The organism is Clostridium sp. MCC353, from assembly GCF_018785315.1.
Taxonomy (GTDB): Bacteria; Bacillota; Clostridia; order Lachnospirales; family Lachnospiraceae; genus CHH4-2.
The window spans coordinates 1-15803 of sequence record NZ_WQPN01000160.1; the positions used below are offsets into that span (position 1 = coordinate 1).

Annotated in this window: 18 protein-coding genes and 1 pseudogene; 15 read left to right on the forward strand and 4 right to left on the reverse strand. The window is 49.1% G+C overall.

Annotated features, from left to right (window positions below):
• Positions 1 to 120: 120 nt before the first annotated feature.
• The 3 genes from GPL15_RS24065 to GPL15_RS24075 all read right to left on the reverse strand — a co-directional run bounded on the left by GPL15_RS24065 (position 121) and on the right by GPL15_RS24075 (position 2751).
• Positions 121 to 1317 carry an LL-diaminopimelate aminotransferase gene (locus GPL15_RS24065; protein WP_215701227.1) on the reverse strand — a complete coding sequence of 399 codons (1197 nt, stop codon included), beginning with the start codon at positions 1315 to 1317 and terminating at the stop codon, positions 121 to 123.
• A gap of 174 nt (positions 1318 to 1491) precedes the next feature.
• On the reverse strand, positions 1492 to 2256 hold the full coding sequence (locus tag GPL15_RS24070) for an ABC transporter ATP-binding protein (RefSeq protein ID WP_215701228.1): 765 nt from the start codon (positions 2254 to 2256) through the stop codon (positions 1492 to 1494).
• Positions 2257 to 2352: 96 nt separating this feature from the next.
• Positions 2353 to 2751, reverse strand: a complete 399-nt coding sequence (locus GPL15_RS24075; RefSeq protein ID WP_215701229.1) for a PaaI family thioesterase — start codon at positions 2749 to 2751, stop codon at positions 2353 to 2355.
• Between the two features lie 383 nt (positions 2752 to 3134).
• Between GPL15_RS24075 and GPL15_RS24080 the strand changes: the two genes are divergently transcribed.
• From GPL15_RS24080 to GPL15_RS24110, 6 genes and pseudogenes are all read left to right on the forward strand, one after another.
• Positions 3135 to 3446, forward strand: a complete 312-nt coding sequence (locus GPL15_RS24080) for a hypothetical protein (RefSeq protein ID WP_215701230.1) — start codon at positions 3135 to 3137, stop codon at positions 3444 to 3446.
• 35 nt (positions 3447 to 3481) lie between these two features.
• Positions 3482 to 4741, forward strand: a pseudogene (locus tag GPL15_RS24090) (PTS transporter subunit IIC).
• Positions 4742 to 4766: 25 nt separating this feature from the next.
• On the forward strand, positions 4767 to 5237 hold the full coding sequence (locus GPL15_RS24095) for a PTS sugar transporter subunit IIA (RefSeq protein ID WP_215701233.1): 471 nt from the start codon (positions 4767 to 4769) through the stop codon (positions 5235 to 5237).
• A gap of 18 nt (positions 5238 to 5255) precedes the next feature.
• A complete protein-coding gene (locus GPL15_RS24100) occupies positions 5256 to 5525 on the forward strand; it encodes a hypothetical protein (protein WP_215701234.1) in 270 nt (89 codons plus the stop codon).
• 4 nt (positions 5526 to 5529) lie between these two features.
• Entirely contained in the window at positions 5530 to 6672 is a 1143-nt protein-coding gene (locus tag GPL15_RS24105; RefSeq protein WP_215701235.1) for a cysteine desulfurase family protein, read from the forward strand.
• Positions 6665 to 8197, forward strand: coding sequence for an FGGY family carbohydrate kinase (locus GPL15_RS24110; protein WP_215701236.1), 1533 nt, complete (start codon positions 6665 to 6667; stop codon positions 8195 to 8197). The genes GPL15_RS24105 and GPL15_RS24110 overlap by 8 nt, the downstream gene beginning before the upstream one ends.
• Positions 8198 to 8210: 13 nt before the next feature.
• Here the strand turns inward: GPL15_RS24110 and GPL15_RS24115 are convergent, their stop codons facing one another.
• A complete protein-coding gene (locus GPL15_RS24115) occupies positions 8211 to 9191 on the reverse strand; it encodes a sugar-binding domain-containing protein (RefSeq protein WP_215701237.1) in 981 nt (326 codons plus the stop codon).
• A 234-nt stretch (positions 9192 to 9425) separates the two neighbouring features.
• Here GPL15_RS24115 and GPL15_RS24120 point away from each other — a divergent pair, with 234 nt between their 5' ends.
• The 9 genes from GPL15_RS24120 to GPL15_RS24160 form a co-directional block, all read left to right on the forward strand.
• Positions 9426 to 10553 (forward strand): uroporphyrinogen decarboxylase family protein, encoded by a 1128-nt coding sequence (locus GPL15_RS24120; RefSeq protein ID WP_215701238.1) that lies wholly within the window; start codon positions 9426 to 9428, stop codon positions 10551 to 10553.
• A gap of 17 nt (positions 10554 to 10570) precedes the next feature.
• On the forward strand, positions 10571 to 11413 hold the full coding sequence (locus tag GPL15_RS24125; RefSeq protein WP_215701239.1) for a class II fructose-bisphosphate aldolase: 843 nt from the start codon (positions 10571 to 10573) through the stop codon (positions 11411 to 11413).
• Between the two features lie 24 nt (positions 11414 to 11437).
• Entirely contained in the window at positions 11438 to 12145 is a 708-nt protein-coding gene (locus GPL15_RS24130) for a triose-phosphate isomerase (RefSeq protein WP_215701240.1), read from the forward strand.
• Position 12146: 1 nt separating this feature from the next.
• Positions 12147 to 12665, forward strand: coding sequence for a YjbQ family protein (locus GPL15_RS24135; RefSeq protein ID WP_215701241.1), 519 nt, complete (start codon positions 12147 to 12149; stop codon positions 12663 to 12665).
• Between the two features lie 140 nt (positions 12666 to 12805).
• Entirely contained in the window at positions 12806 to 13273 is a 468-nt protein-coding gene (gene rimP / locus GPL15_RS24140; protein WP_215701242.1) for a ribosome maturation factor RimP, read from the forward strand.
• A gap of 38 nt (positions 13274 to 13311) precedes the next feature.
• Positions 13312 to 14457, forward strand: coding sequence for a transcription termination factor NusA (nusA, locus tag GPL15_RS24145; RefSeq protein ID WP_215701243.1), 1146 nt, complete (start codon positions 13312 to 13314; stop codon positions 14455 to 14457).
• Positions 14458 to 14480: 23 nt separating this feature from the next.
• Positions 14481 to 14753 (forward strand): YlxR family protein, encoded by a 273-nt coding sequence (locus tag GPL15_RS24150; protein ID WP_215701244.1) that lies wholly within the window; start codon positions 14481 to 14483, stop codon positions 14751 to 14753.
• Entirely contained in the window at positions 14743 to 15075 is a 333-nt protein-coding gene (locus tag GPL15_RS24155; RefSeq protein ID WP_215701245.1) for a ribosomal L7Ae/L30e/S12e/Gadd45 family protein, read from the forward strand. The genes GPL15_RS24150 and GPL15_RS24155 overlap by 11 nt, the downstream gene beginning before the upstream one ends.
• On the forward strand, positions 15065 to 15803 hold a 739-nt coding region (locus tag GPL15_RS24160), incomplete at its 3' end, for a translation initiation factor IF-2 N-terminal domain-containing protein (RefSeq protein ID WP_215701246.1). The genes GPL15_RS24155 and GPL15_RS24160, both read left to right, overlap by 11 nt.

Here is a 15803-nt window from a genome sequence, read left to right on the forward strand (position 1 = left end):
TGGAAGCTGGTTTTCATCCCCGAAGGATTCCCCTGGGCCCGTCCGCATCCAAACATCCAGTCCGTCCCCTCGTCCCGCTTCCCTGCGTATCTTTCTCAATTAAATCCCAATTTTGTAAATTTAAAACAATTCCCCAAACCTTCTCATTGCCTCAACCGTATTCTCATGATTTCCAAAAGAAGTCAGCCTGAAATAATTCTGTCCATTTTTCCCAAATCCGGCTCCCGGCGTTCCCACTACCTGGGCGTTGTTTAACAGGTGATCGAAGAATGTCCAGGAATCCATGCCGTCCGGGCATTCAAACCAAAGATAGGGAGAATGGACGCCGCCGTAGAAAGGAATGTTTTTCTTTGAAAGCATGTCCCCTATGATGCGGGCGTTTTCCTGGTAATAGCGGATGTTGTCCATGCACTGCTTCATGCCTTCTTCTGTGAAGACGGCGGCGGCCCCGCTCTGGATGATATAGGAAGTCCCATTGAATTTTGTGCTCTGGCGGCGGTTCCACATGGCGTTTAAGGACATGATTTCTCCATTGGAGGCTTTAAACCGAAGCTCTTTCGGTACGATGGTATAACCGCAGCGGGTTCCGGTGAAACCGGCTGTTTTCGACAGGGAACAGAACTCGACAGCACAGCGTTTTGCCCCTTCCACGGCGAAAATGCTTCTGGGCAGTTCGGGATCTGTGATAAAAGCTTCATAAGCCGAATCAAACAGAATGACCGCGTCGTGTTCCAAAGCATAATCCACCCATTCTTTTAACTGGTCTTTATTATATACGGCACCTGTCGGATTGTTGGGGGAACACAGATAAATGATATCGGCGTGCACATTTTTGTCGGGCATAGGAAGGAAATTGTTTTCCGAATTGCCGTCCATATAGGTGATCCTTCTCCCAAACATGGTATTGGAATCCACATAAACCGGATAAACCGGATCCGGGATCAGGATCATATTGTCATCCGCAAATAATTCCGTAATATTTCCGGTGTCGCTTTTAGCCCCGTCGGAGATAAAGATGTCGCCGGGGTCTATGGATACGCCGTTTCTTTCATAATACGCGGCGATGGATTCCCTGAGAAACAGATATCCCTGCTCAGGCCCGTAACCTTTAAATGTTTCAGAAGCGGCCATGGCGTCCACGCCTTCGTGAAGGCCGTTTAGCGCACAGCTTCCAAGGGGAAGAGTGACATCACCGATGCCAAGGCGTATGACCTGTTTATCAGGATGCTCTTTTGTATAGCAGGAGATACGGTGGGCGATTTCCGCGAAAAGATAACTTTCTTTCAGTCTTTGGTAATTTTCATTTAATTTTGGCATATTTGAACCCTCTCTTCTGTCCGGATATTTTCAGAATCTGAATAGTTACCAATTTTAGCAAAATTATAATCCGGGGTCAAGGGATTGATAAAGATAACCAATAATAACTAATTTTCTAAAGAATCTGCTGGATCAGGATCTCAAAAAAAGAGATCCCGGACAGCAGATTCGTGGTCAGTTTTCCTGAAGATCCTTCCATATCTTATTGAAATAAAGTGAAAAATCCGGGCTGTTCCTCCTTTCCAGCGGTCTTGTACAATCGTCCGGAAACGAGATAGGAATGATGGACTTTACCTTGCCGGGCCGGGGAGACAGGATGACGACGCGGTCGGCAACGCTTATGGCTTCCGAAAGGTCATGGGTGATCAAAATCGCTGTTTTTCCGGCGCTTTTGATAATCGTGCTGATATCGTCACATACAGACAGCCTGGTTTGGTAATCCAGGGCTGAAAATGGTTCATCCAAAAGAAGAAGATCCGGTTCCAGAGCGAGGGTGCGGATCAGAGCGGCCCGCTGTCTCATTCCGCCGGACAATTCGGAAGGCTTAGAGGATTCAAATCCGCCCAGGCCGTAAGTTTTCAGCATATGATGAAGTTTTTCTCTGCTTTCAGAGTTGAGTTTTTTCTGGATTTCCAGGCCCAGGGCCGTATTGGCATAAATGGTCCGCCATTCAAACAAATGATCTTTTTGCAGCATATAGCCGATTTTAGCATGAGATTCTTCGATCGGCACGCCGTCGATCAGAATGGTTCCCTTTTCCGGCGCCAGCAATCCGCTGAATATAGATAAAAGGGTGGATTTTCCACAGCCGGAAGGACCGACTACGGCTAGAAATTCACCATTGTTTACGGAAAATGATATATCAGAAAGGGCCAGCGTCTCACCATCTAAAGAGTGGTAGGAGTAGCTGACCTCACAGGCTTCCAGTTTTGGTTTCATGGGTGGCCTCCTTATTTGTTATATACTATCATATGTGATCCAAACAAGGAGTGTGATGGAGAAATGTACCCAAAGAATGGGGGAAAGAATTGGAATTTAAAAATCTTTTAAAACATACATGGTGAATGTCCCGGTTGATATCAGGGTTTTATTCCGGTCGGTGACCTTCACGTCCACAACAAGGGTGGTACGCCCTTTATGAAGGGTATTGGCCTCGAAATACAGTGTGCCGCCGCTCAGCCCTTTGATGTAGTTGATGCTTCCGTTGAGGGTAACGCTCACAAGGCTGTGGGAAGCGCTGATGATTCCGGCTGAAATATCACACAGGGTAAACAAAAAACCGCCGTGAACATTGCCCAGGGAATTGAGGGATGTTTCGGGAATTTCGATGGAAATGACCGAGTGCCCTTCGGATACTTCCACCACTTCTGCCTGCTCAAAACCGGATAATGGGCGGATCAGGTTATATACCGCATCCATGATTTTCTTTTCCATTTATAGATGACCTCCGTTTTATTATATATTTTATGCGCTGGAGTGTATTGGAACATTCATTACCGCGGGATTCACGCCTCAGTCTGCGGCATATGATGCGCATATTCAGCCGGCTCAGCCAGCCACGCCTCCTCTATCGGAACTAAATCCCCAATAAATGCCGCTAAAATCCGGCGGAAGGAAATTTTCCAACACATTCTAATGACATTATAGGATGGAGCCGGGATTTTGTAAAACAAAACCTTCAAATTACTGGTCATAAAAAATAAAGTGCACAAATGTTCAGTTATAGCCTGATAGTATATTGAAAAAAAGTAACAATTCATCTAAAATACAAATTAGAGATGAGCGGCTCTATCCATTACAGAAAAGGGGAAATGAACATGGAAGAAAGTAAGTTAGTATTATGCGTCTGCGGAGCGGGGATCAATACTTCCTTAAACGCAAAGAACAAGATCACGGAATTTTTAAATGCTAAGGGGAGAAGTGATGTTCAGGTCATCCATGCCATGATCGGTGATATCGCGCCATATAAGGGAAGAAAAAATATGGTGATTGTCTGGATGACCCAGATGGACGATTCTTACGGAGCGCCAGGCTTCAAGGGGCTTCCGTTTATGATCGGTTCGAAAAAAGCGAAAGAGGAACTGGCAGAAAAGATTATTGCAAAGCTGGATGAAATCAGCGAAGAATGAAACTGCAGGCAGTGAATTGAGAGGAGAACAGGTATATGGATAACATAGCAGCAAGTATTTCAGCCGTACTAGGCGGCTTAGGGGGTCCGGTGCTGGTAGCGGCGGTTATGTGCCTTTTGGGGCTGGTGTTCCGGGCAGGAGTTAAAAACAGTGTGAGAGGCGGTATTTACGCCGGAATCGGCCTGACGGGACTGAATATTGTGGTAAATGCGGCAACAGGGGCGCTGACACCGGCGATCCAGGCATTTTCAGAGAAGTTCCACACCAATCTGACGGTCACTGATTTGGGATGGGGGTCTTCGGGAATCGCTTTTTCCTGGCCCGGTCTGGCTTTTGTGATTCTGGGAATCCTGGCAGTCAACGCCCTGATGGTGGTTCTCAAACTGACTAAAACCATGTGGACCGACATTTGGAGCATCTGGCATGGAAATGTGCTGGGCGGCTTCGTCTGGGCGGCGACAGGAGGGAACATCTTTTGAGGAGTGCTGGCCGGTGTGATTTTCCTGGCAGTGGGATCCATCATAGCGGATATTACGGCAAAGGATTATCAGGAGTTTAACGATATGCCCTGCATCGCCGTACCCTGTACCGTTTCATTTCTGGCCCTGTTCGCAAAGCCATTTAACGCGTTGATCGAGAAGATTCCCGGTATCAGGGATATCAACGCTTCTCCGGAAAATATAAGAAAGAGGATGGGAATCTTCGGAGAACTGGGCGTGATGGGAACCGTAATCGGCGTGATTATCGGTATTCTGGCGGGCTATGACTACGGCATGGTTTTGAATCTGGGAATGCAGATCGGAGTTTTGATGGTATTTCTCCCAAAAACCGTATCCGTACTGTGTGAAGGGATCATTCCAGTGGCCAATGCGATCACCGAATTTGTACAGGAGAAATTCGAAGGAAGAGAAGTTTATGTGGGCGTAGACTGCGCGGCCCTTTTAGGACATCCGTCGGTCATGGCGTCGGCCGTGCTCCTGTATCCTATGATTGTGGTTTTGTCCGTGCTTCTGCCGGGCAACGGCATTCTGCCCATCGCCTCCCTGGCGGTTATACCGTATTGGTGCGGGGCTGTGGCTGCCCAGCTCAAGGGGAATGTGTTCAGGATCGTACTGTTTGTCCTGATCTGGAGCATCCCGGTATTCTATATTGCCACATTGATGGCTCCAATTCATACGCAGACCATGGGACTATTAAATCTGGCAGACCCGAATGTGGTGAATTCCAGCTTCGATATGGGAGGAGATCCTTTGGGCGCGCTTCTGGTCTACATATTTAAAATATTTGGAAAATAAGGACAGGGGATAAAGGGGAGAAGAAATGGTTCTTGATCAGGATATTATAATTATAAATCCGGCTGCGGACACCAGGGAAGAGGTGATACGGGCGGTGACGGCCAAAATGCAGGAAAAGGGGTATGTGGGAGACGGCTACTGCGGCGCTGTTTTGGAACGGGAGGAATCCTATCCCACCGGCCTGCCCAGTGAAGGCGTGATGACCGCCGTTCCTCATGCGTTCTGCGGTGAGGTATACCGGACAGGAGTGGGGATTGCGTCCCTTACTAAGCCGGTCCTTTTCAGAAATACGGTGGATCCGGAGGAAGAGCTGCCTGTGGAGCTGGTATTTGTAATGGCAAATGAGAGCGGAGAAGATGCGCATCTGGGGGATTTACAGGAACTGATGGCGGTATTTTCTAAAAAACAGCTTCTGCTGGATTTAAAACAAGCAAAAACCCCCCAGGAATTTGCGGAAATTTTCTCGAAATGCGAAGAGTACTCAGACGGATTTTAAGGAAGGGCCGGGGATCGGATGAAGAAGATACTGATTGCAGGAGGTCTGTGCGGCACCACCATGCTGATGGCGGCGGAGAAGATAAAGAAACGGTGGGGCGGTGATCTCTATGTTAAGATTCAGAACTTATGGGAAACCGGTTATGTGGAGCCGGGATATGATGTGATTGTAGAGATGTTTCCATATTTTGAGGATCAGCCCTGTCCGGTGGTCAGCGGAAAACCGTTTATCAGCCATGTAGGGGAAAAAGCGTGTGTGGAAACCATTGCAGGGTTATTGGAGAGGTGAGTTTATGATATATGCGGATTATGCGGCTACGACACCGGTCCGTCCGGAAGTTTTAGAAGCGATGATTCCTTATTTTACCGGACATTATTTCAATCCGTCCTCCGTTTACCGGGAGGGGAGGGAAGCGGCTTTAGCGGTTGAAAATGCCAGGAGAATAACGGCGTCCTGCCTGAACGCCGGGGAGGATGAAATTTTGTTCACCAGCGGAGGTACGGAGAGCGATAATCTGGCTGTTAAGGGAACAGCCCTGCATCCGGACAACAAAAGGCGCCATATCATCACGTCCTCCACAGAACATCATGCTGTGCTGGAATCCTGCCGTTTTCTGGAACAGTATGGGTTTACAGTCACTTATCTTCCGGTGGACCGCTTGGGGAGAGTGCGGAAAGAGACGCTGGAGGCCGCCTTTACACCGGATACATTTCTCGTTTCCATCATGTGGGTGAATAATGAAACCGGAGTTATCCAGGATATTAAAACCCTGGCAGACGCCGCCCACCGGCACGGATGCCTGTTTCATACGGACGCTGTTCAGGCCATGGGCACTCAGACCGTGGATGTGAAAGCGACGGGAGTGGATTTATTATCATTTTCCGCCCATAAAATATATGGCCCTAAAGGCTGCGGGGCGTTATACTGTAGAAAAGGAGTTCCTCTGAAACGATTGATCAGCGGCGGCCAGCAGGAAAGATACCTGCGGGCGGGGACGGAAAATGTCCCTGCTGTGGCAGGCTTTGGAAAGGCGGTTGAACTGCTGGCATCCGAGCGGGAACGTGATGCGGCGGCTATGGAGAGCTTGAAAACCATGATGCTGAACCGCCTGGAAGGCAGGAACGGGATACTGGTCAACAGCCCTGCCGCCGCCTGCGTCCCGTCGATCCTGAACCTTGGTTTCAGGGAGATTGAGGCAGAGGGGCTGGTATTTCACCTGAGCAGACAGGGAATCCTGGTTTCCATGGGCGCGGCCTGCGACACCAAGAGCGTGGAGCCGTCCCATGTGCTGAAGGCGATGGGCGTCCCGGAAGAGTATTTGAGGGGATGCATAAGAATTTCGCTGGGGCACGGGATGAAACGGGAGGAAGTTGAACTTTTGTGCGGCAGACTGTTAGAAACGGTGGAACGGATAGGGGGACTGGCGGATGGATAAGAAATATTTATTGGGGATTGATGTGGGCACGACAGGTGCAAAGGTGATTGCGTTTGATCTGAAAGGCGGTGTGGTGAGCAGCGCTTATCGGGAATATGCCTGTATTTACCCTAAGACAGGATGGGTGGAGCAGGACTGCGGCATGTTGATCGAGACGGTGTTTGACTGCTGTACAAATGTGATCGACGGGGTGAAAATCCAGGGAAAGAATATATTGAGCATCAGCGTTTCCGCCCAGCGGAGCAGCACCATCCTCATCGACGGAGACGGCAGGATTCTTAAAATGATTTCCTGGCTGGATAACCGGGCGGATAAAGAGGTGGAAGAAATTGAGGAAAAGGTGGGAAGAGAGCATTTTTATGATGTGACCGGCCTTCCTCTCTGCGCTACTTGGATGCTGCCAAAGATTCTGCATACCAGAAAGCATGAGCCTGAGATTTTCAAAAAGACGAATAAAATTGTTCAGCTCCAGGATGTGATTTTGAAGGCCCTGGGGGCGGAAGAATACATAAGCGATGAGCCGGAGGCCTGTTTTTTCGGAGTCTGGGACAGCCGGCATTTCTGTTATAGTGAGGAATTTCTGCGGGCTTTTGAGCTGGACGAGGACTTGTTTCCCAGAATAAAACGTTCAGGCAGCATAGCGGGGCGGGTGAGTTTAGAGACAGCCCATAAGACCGGGCTTATGGCGGGAACTCCCATCTGTGTGGGAATTGGGGATCAGAACGGAGCTGCCCTTGGAGCCGGAATTGTGGAACCCGGAATGGTATCCGTGTCCATCGGTACGGGCGGGCTGGCAACATTCATGCTGGATACCTGTTACCGGGATCCTAAGGGTCAGACGATGGTAACAAATCATGCCGTTCATGGCATGTGGACATTTGAGGGGCTGCAGAACGCGGCTGCCGGGGCTTTCCGGTGGTTCCGTGATGAGATCGCCGCCTATGAGCAGTTCCGGGATAAAGACGGGGTATATGATACGCTGAACCGTATGATTGAGAATGCTCCTCCGGGGGCCAAAGGGCTTTTGATGCTGCCCTATTTCGCAGGCAGCGCAGCTCCGAGATGGAACAGCGAGGCCAAAGGCTGCTTTTTGGGGCTGACCCTGGGGCATGACCGGGGGTGTATGGCCAGATCCTGTGTGGAAGGCATTACGCTGGAACAGAAGGATATTATGGAAAGTATGGCCGGCAGCGGCCTGGACATAAAATGCGTCAGGATTGTGGGGGGAGCCGCCAAATCAGAGGTGTGGAACCAGATCCAGGCGGACATCTACCAAAAGCCCTGTGAGACGCTGATGGTGCCGGATGCGGCGGCTTTAGGAGCGGCTGTCTGCGCCGGCGTAGGCGTAGGGCTTTTCGAAGATGTGCAGGAAGGGGTAAAAAATATGGTGAAGGTGAAAAAGCGGTATGAGCCCAATCCGGAAAATGCCGGAATCTACCAGTCTCTTTACCGGCTTTACCGGCAGGCTTACGACGCGCTTTCAGAGGGCGGAGTTTTCCATGGGCTGCAGGAGCTTCAGCGCTAAAATGGGCGCAGGATCACTCCAGGTTTTCCGCTTCCATCAGGGAAATGGCGGCGATTTCATCGATGATGAGAGAGTCTAAATATCCCCCACGGACAGCGGAGAGAATGGGCTTTGTTTTCATATTGCCTGCGCAGAGCCCCACCACCATTGGAATGGCGGCCAGGTCTTCCAGGGAAATGCCGATCAAGCGGTCGGAGAGGGACGTTTCCGGTTCCTGTCCGGTGGAATCGATCTGATGGCCGCAGATATCACAGAGCCCCATGGAGTAGAGCTGCTTTGCCTGAGATTCATCCAGATATTTTGCCTTATAGATGACGCTCTCCTTATAATTGGCGGAACCCACACCGACAAAAGCGATGTCCAGGTTTTTTAGCAGTTTGAAATGCTCTATGGTTTCCGGTTCTTCCATTAAAAGCTTCTTCAGTTCCGGGTTGTGGACGATCATGGGAGTTTCCAGCACGCTGTAGCCGCATTTCAGCTTTTTAGCCAGGTTTTTGGTCAGATCCCGCCCGTCCATATGCATGGTCTGGCTGTAGGTTCCGCCAACTAACTGGGCTACCATGGCGCCGGGAACCGCCCTGGAACATTGATACCGGTGAACAAAGGAATTGAGGGTAGTTCCCCAGGAAATCCCGATCTTTAACTGGTCGGTGAGCCGGTCGTTTAAAAAGTCCGAGGCGGCTTTTCCGATATGATCCTTAGCCTCCTCCAGGCTCTGGCCCGGGCTCACAACGGTCACTGCTTTCAGGCCGAAATGGCGGCGCAGGGTGTCGGCCGCTTCCTCATTGGAAAAAGCGGGATCATTGATTTTGATCTGTACGATGTTATATTGCTGGGCGGCCGTTAAAAGGCGGGAGACTTTGGGACGTGAGATGCCCATCATATGGGCAATTTCATTCTGTGTCATGTTTCCGTAATAGTAGAGTTTTGCAACTTTAATAATTGTTTTTCTTTTTTCGCCAGGTTCCAAGTGAATGACTTCCTTTCTGTTCATAATCCGGGCTGCTGCCTTTTACCGGATTTTCACCGGGAAAAGAGCTGCTTTCCATTTTTTATGAGACCAGGATTATTATACAATAGGATGAACAAACGTGCAATATATTAGAGGTAAAAAGTTTAAAAACGTGCAGATGCGCATAACAGTCCAGACAGGCCTGAACTGTTGCAAATACGCTTTATCATAAAGGTAAGGGAAACATTTAAATTTCAAACCAGGGAGGTAATAAATATGACAAGCAGAGAGCGGGTGCGTGCGGTGCTGAACGGGGAGATCCCGGATCGTGTGCCCATGGATTTATGGGGAACCGACAGCCGCATGAATACGGAATTTTATTTGAAAACAGCCGGATATTTAGGATACACGGAGCTGGGGGAGAGAATCCGTCCGGGTTCCACTTCAGAGTATGAGGACTACAGGATCAGCGATCTGGTAAACTCTGATTTCCGCCACATAAATATCGGAAAGCCCGATGGTTTTAAAAGCTACAAGGATGAGCAGGGCAATATCATTGACGAATGGGGCGTGGGCAGAAAGCTGATCGGGATCCATCCATCCCTCAGCTATCACCCCCTGGCGGAAGCCTCCATTGAGGATCTGGATGTCTATCCCTGGCCCCGGATGAGGGATGAAGGCCGCGTCAGAGGGTTGAAGGAGAGAGCAGAGGACTGGTATAAAAATACGGATTTTGCCATCACCGCAACTTCCGCAACGTCAGGCACCATCTTCGAACTCTGCCAGTATTTAAGAGGGATTGAACAGTTTTTTGTTGACCTCTATGAAGAACCGGAATTTGCAGAAAAGTTAATTCAAAAAGTGACGGATGCGCTGATTGAGCTGAATGTCTATTATCTGGAGGCAGTTGGGCCCTATATTGAATGGATTGAATTTTCTTCTGATTTCGGAACTCAGAGAGCGCCTTTTATCTCGCCCTCCTTATTTGAAGAGTTCTTTTTAGAACCGCATAAGCGTTTGTTCGACGCGTGCAAAAAGGCGGCCCCCAATGTGAAAATATTTCTGCATAGCTGCGGCAGCGTGAAAAAGCTGATGCCTTATTTTATAGAAATGGGAGTGGATATCCAGAGCGCCCTCCAGCCGCTGGCGGCGGAGATGGATTCTGCGGGGCTGAAAGAAGCTTTTGGGGACCGTTTGATCTTCCACGGCGGCGTGGATATCCAGTGTGCCATGACGGGAACCTTGGAAGATGTGGAGAGAGATGTAAAAAAGAGGATTGATGCCTTTGGAAAGAACGGCGGCTACATCCTTTCGCCATCCAATCACTTCCAGATCGATGTGCCTGTGGAGAATTTTTTCCATATGTATGAGGTGGGGAAGGAATATGGAATCTATAAAAAATAAATGGAGAGAATAGAAAAATGCTGGTAAATTCAAAAGAGATATTATTGGAAGCCAAGAGACAGAGGCGCGGCGTTCCTGCGCCTGATTTCATAGACATGGATTCGGCCAGAGCCTATGTAAAAACAGCCCAGGCTGTGGGAAAACCGATCATCCTTTCTTTTGCCCAGGTGCACAGCACAATACTTTCCCTGGAAGAGGCGGCCATGATCGGGAAATTTGCTGCGTCCATGGTGGATGTCCCCATCGCCCTGCACCTGGATCACGGCCTGGACGAAGGGTTTATCAAAAAAGCGATTGAACTGGGTTTTACTTCCGTGATGATTGACGCCTCTATGGAATGTTTTGAGGAGAATGTGAGAAGGACGAAATCAGTGGTGGATTACGCCCATGAAAGAGGGATTACGGTAGAGGCTGAGATCGGGCACGTCGGCCAGGGTTCTAATTATACGGACTATCAGAACTCCGATTCCGTTTACACCACAGTGGAAGAAGCCGTTTCTTTTGCGGAACTGACAGGCGCGGATTCCCTGGCGGTATCCATCGGCACAGCCCATGGGGCTTATAGGGGAAACGGCACGCCGGTACTTAATTTCGAACGGCTTTCGGAACTGGCGGATGCGGTTCCGGTTCCGCTGGTACTTCACGGCAGTTCCGGGTCTGGAGATGAAAATCTCAGCCGGTGTGTTTCTGGAGGAATTACAAAAGTGAACATTTTTACGGATTTTCTGCTGGGGGCCATGAAGAATATTGAAAAGAGACGGCCTGAGGATTATCTGGAACTGAAAAAGGCGGCGGATGAAGGGATGGCCGGTGTGTTAAGCCATTACTTTGAAATCTTTGCGTCCCGCGGGGAAAAATAAGAGACGGTTGAAAAGGGGAGAATGATGGAAAAAAAGAAAATAAGAAGACCATTTTTTGTGGTGAATCCAAAAGCTTACATATATGGAGAAGAAAGCGTCCGGCTGGCAGAATATGCGGATCAGCTGGCAAAGAAATATGATGTGGATATTTTTTTTACCGGACAGCTCGTCGATCTTCCGTCCGTAAAACGGGAAACCGAATGCGTGATCGTGACGGCCCAGCATATGGACGGATTGGTTCCGGGCCGGGGGATGGGACATGTGCTTCCGGAGGCGCTGGCCGGGACAGGAGTGGAGGCGGTATTTTTAAACCACGCAGAACATGCCATGAGTACCAGCCAGTTGGAAAAAGCCATAAGCCGGGCGGATGAACTGGGAATTTTGACCATTGTCTGCGCGGATTCGGAAAAAGAGGCCCGCGCGCTGGCCGGATTCCATCCCGATATCATGGTGTGTGAACCAACCAGCCTGATTGGGACGGGAAAAGTCAGCGGCAGCGGTTACATGGAGGCCACCGGACAGGCTGTGAAGGAAGTATCACCGGATACGCTGGTTCTGCAGGCGGCGGGAATCAGCAAAGGGGATGACGTGTATCAGGCCATCATGACAGGAGCGGACGGAACCGGAGCCACCAGCGGAATCGTGGCTGCAGAAGATCCGTATCAGGCATTGAAAGAGATGATAGAAGCGCTGGCAAAGGCCAGGGATGAACTGAAAGGAGAGGGATATTGATATGGCGGTCTATAAAGATACAATTACAGTGACATCCAATGGAAACCGGCCCAGTTACCACAATGTGACGGAGCAGGTTAAGAAAATTGTGGAACAGAGCGGAATCAAAAACGGGATTTGTGTGGTGCAGTCCCAGCACACCACGTGCTCGGTGATTTTTGAAGAATTTGTCCATGATACGGATTTTAACGGGGATGAATTTCTGCAGGTGGATTTAAACCGGATTCTGGACCGGATCATTCCCAGGGAAGTGACGGAGAATATGGAATACCGTTATCCGGGCCCCAAACATCTGGATTTCCTCATGAGTCTTGACGATCCGGCATATCCCAAGGATCCCGGTACAATTTTAAATGGGGATGCCCATATCAGAGGGTCCCTGTTCGGAGCCAGTGAATCATTTATACTGGATGAGGGGATGCTCAATACCGGATCCGTAGGTTATATCTATTTTGTTGACTGGGATCAGAACCGGGTGAGAAACAGGAAATGCCGGGTGCTGGTGATGGGAGAAGCGTAGTTACTTCTATAATTATGTGAAAAACTCTTGCAATTGACATAATTTGGTGCTATACTATTTGAGATAACATGATAAAAAGCAAAAGGAGTGGACGAAAGTCCACTCTTACTTTTTGTATGAAACAGGAAAGGTGGTGCGGAATGACAAAGAGAGAAGAATATGAGTCAAAGGTTGAATCATATCTGATGCCGCTGATGAAAGAACATAATTTTGAACTGGTTGACGTTGAATATGTGAAAGAAGCCGGTAACTGGTATTTGCGGGCTTATATTGATAAAGAAGGCGGAATCGCGGTGGATGACTGTGAAGTGATCAGCAGGAAACTGAGCGACTGGCTGGATGAGAAGGATTTTATCAGTGAAAGCTATATCCTGGAGGTCAGTTCTCCGGGACTTGGCAGGCCACTCAAAAAAGAGAAGGATTTTGAACGAAGCATTGGATGTGAAGTGGACATTAAACTGTACCGTGCGGTCAACAGACAGAAGGAATTTACCGGAATGCTGAAAAGTTATGATAAGGAAACGGTAACGATTCAGGCAGGAGACGACGAGGAGATGGTATTTAACCGCGTGGATATAGCGCTGATCCGGTTAGCATTTGACTTTTAAAACAAATGCCGTTTAGGGGCGGCGGAATGGAGGAAAAGATGAACAAAGAACTATTAGAAGCATTGGAGATATTGGAAAAAGAGAAAAACATCAGCAAAGACACTTTACTTGAGGCGATAGAAAACTCCCTGCTCACGGCATGTAAAAACCATTTTGGAAAAGCGGATAACGTAAGGGTGAACATCAATCCGGTTACCTGTGATTTCGCTGTTTACGCAGAAAAAGAAGTGGTGGAAGAGGTGGAGGATAAGCTGCTCCAGATCAGTCTGGCGGAAGCGAAGATGATGGATCCCAAGTACGATCTGGGCGATATCGTGCAGATTCCCATTAAATCCAAGGAATTCGGAAGGATTGCCACACAGAATGCGAAAAACGTGATTCTTCAGAAGATCCGGGAAGAAGAGCGGAAAGTGCTCTACAACGATTGGTACTGTCAGGAAAAGGAAGTAGTTCCAGGTGTAGTTCAGCGCTATCTTGGTAAAAATGTTAGTATTAACCTGGGCAAGGTGGATGCCATCCTCAACGAGACGGAACAGGTCAAAGGCGAGGTATTCCAGCCCACCGAGCGGATTAAAGTATATATTCTGGAAGTCAAAGATACGTCTAAGGGTCCGAGAATTTCCGTATCCAGAACCCACCCTGATTTGGTAAAGCGTTTATTTGAATCTGAAGTGACAGAAGTGAAAGACGGCACCGTTGAGATTAAGGCCATTGCCAGAGAAGCCGGTTCCAGAACCAAGATCGCTGTGTGGTCCAATGATCCTAACGTGGATCCAGTGGGCGCCTGCGTTGGTTTAAACGGAGCCAGAGTGAATTATATTGTAAATGAACTGCGTGGAGAAAAGATCGATATCATCAACTGGGATGATAATCCTGCGTATCTGATCGAAAATGCGCTCAGCCCGGCAAAGGTAATCTGCGTGGTAGCGGATGAAGACGCAAGAGAAGCGCAGGTAATCGTGCCTGATTACCAGTTGTCCCTGGCCATTGGAAAAGAAGGCCAGAATGCCAGACTGGCCGCCAGGCTGACCGGCTATAAAATTGACATAAAGAGTGAAACACAAGCAAGAGATCTTGGACTGTTCGAAGAGATGGGAATCGAGTATCAGGATGATTTCCAGATAGAGGGACAGGAAGAGTATAACGACTATCAGGAAGACTACCGGGAAGATTACCAGGAATAAAAGAGATGGGGAAGTGATTTTTAGTGAGTACTAAGAAAATACCGCTCAGGCAGTGCATCGGCTGCGGTGAGATGAAGAGCAAAAAAGAGATGATCCGTATACTGAAAACCCCGGATGAGGAAATCATACTGGATGCCACAGGCAGGAAGAACGGAAGGGGCGCTTATATCTGCCCGTCCATGGAATGCCTGAAGAAGGCGGAAAAGGGCAAGGGGTTGGAACGTTCTTTCAAGATGGCGATCCCCAAAGAGGTATATGAAACTTTGGAAAAGGAGATGGCACAGCTTGGAGAGTAATAAAAAAGCGTTGAATCTGATAGGCCTTGCAACGAAAGCCGGAAAAACCGCAAGCGGAGAATTTTCTACAGAAAAAGCTGTAAAAAGCGGGCAGGCGCGGCTGGTAATCGTATCGGAAGAGGCATCTGAGAATACCAAAAAGATGTTTTCTAATATGTGTACTTACTATGAAGTCCCAATCTGTTTTTTTGGTAAAAAAGAAGAACTCGGCCATTCTACGGGAAAAGCGCAGAGGGCGTCTCTGGCGATTCTGGATGAGGGGTTGGCTAAGGCAATCGTAAAACAAATGAATATTAACGGAGGTAGTAAGTATGAGAGTTAACGATCTTGCAAAAGAGCTTGGAAAAAGCAACAAGGAGATTTTAGATATATTGCAGAATAATAATATTGAAGTAAAAAGCCATTTGTCCAATGTGACAGACGATCAGGCTTCGGTGGTAAAGAAATCCGTATCACCGTCAAAGCCTGCAGAAGGCCAGGAAGCGCCTAAGAAAAAGATTACGGCGGTATACCGTCCGCAGAATTCACAGCAGTTAAAGAATGCGATGCAGAGATCACCCCAGAAATCCGCACAGGCTCCGCAGAGCAGACCGGCAGCGCCTCAGCCAAAGCCTGCTGAATCCGCAGCAGCGTCAGCGCCTGAAAGCGTAAAACCGGCGGAAGCTCCGAAAGCAGCCGAGACCCAGGCTCCGGTTCAGCGTCCTGCGGAAAACCAGAGACCCCAGAGTTCCTATCAGGGAAACCGTGACAGCCAGCCAAGAAGCGGCGGCTATCAGGGGAATAATTACCAGGGAAACCGTGACGGCCAGCCAAGAAGCGGCGGCTACCAGGGAAATAATTACCAGGGGAACCGGGATGGCCAGCAGCGCAGCGGCGGCTATCAGGGAAACCGCGACGGCCAGCAGCGCAGTGGCGGTTATCAGGGAAACCGTGACGGCCAGCAGCGCAGCGGAGGTTACCAGGGAAATAATTACCAGGGGAATCGTGACGGCCAGCCGAGAAGCGGCGGTTATCAGGGGAATAATTATCAGGGGAACCGTGACGGCCAGC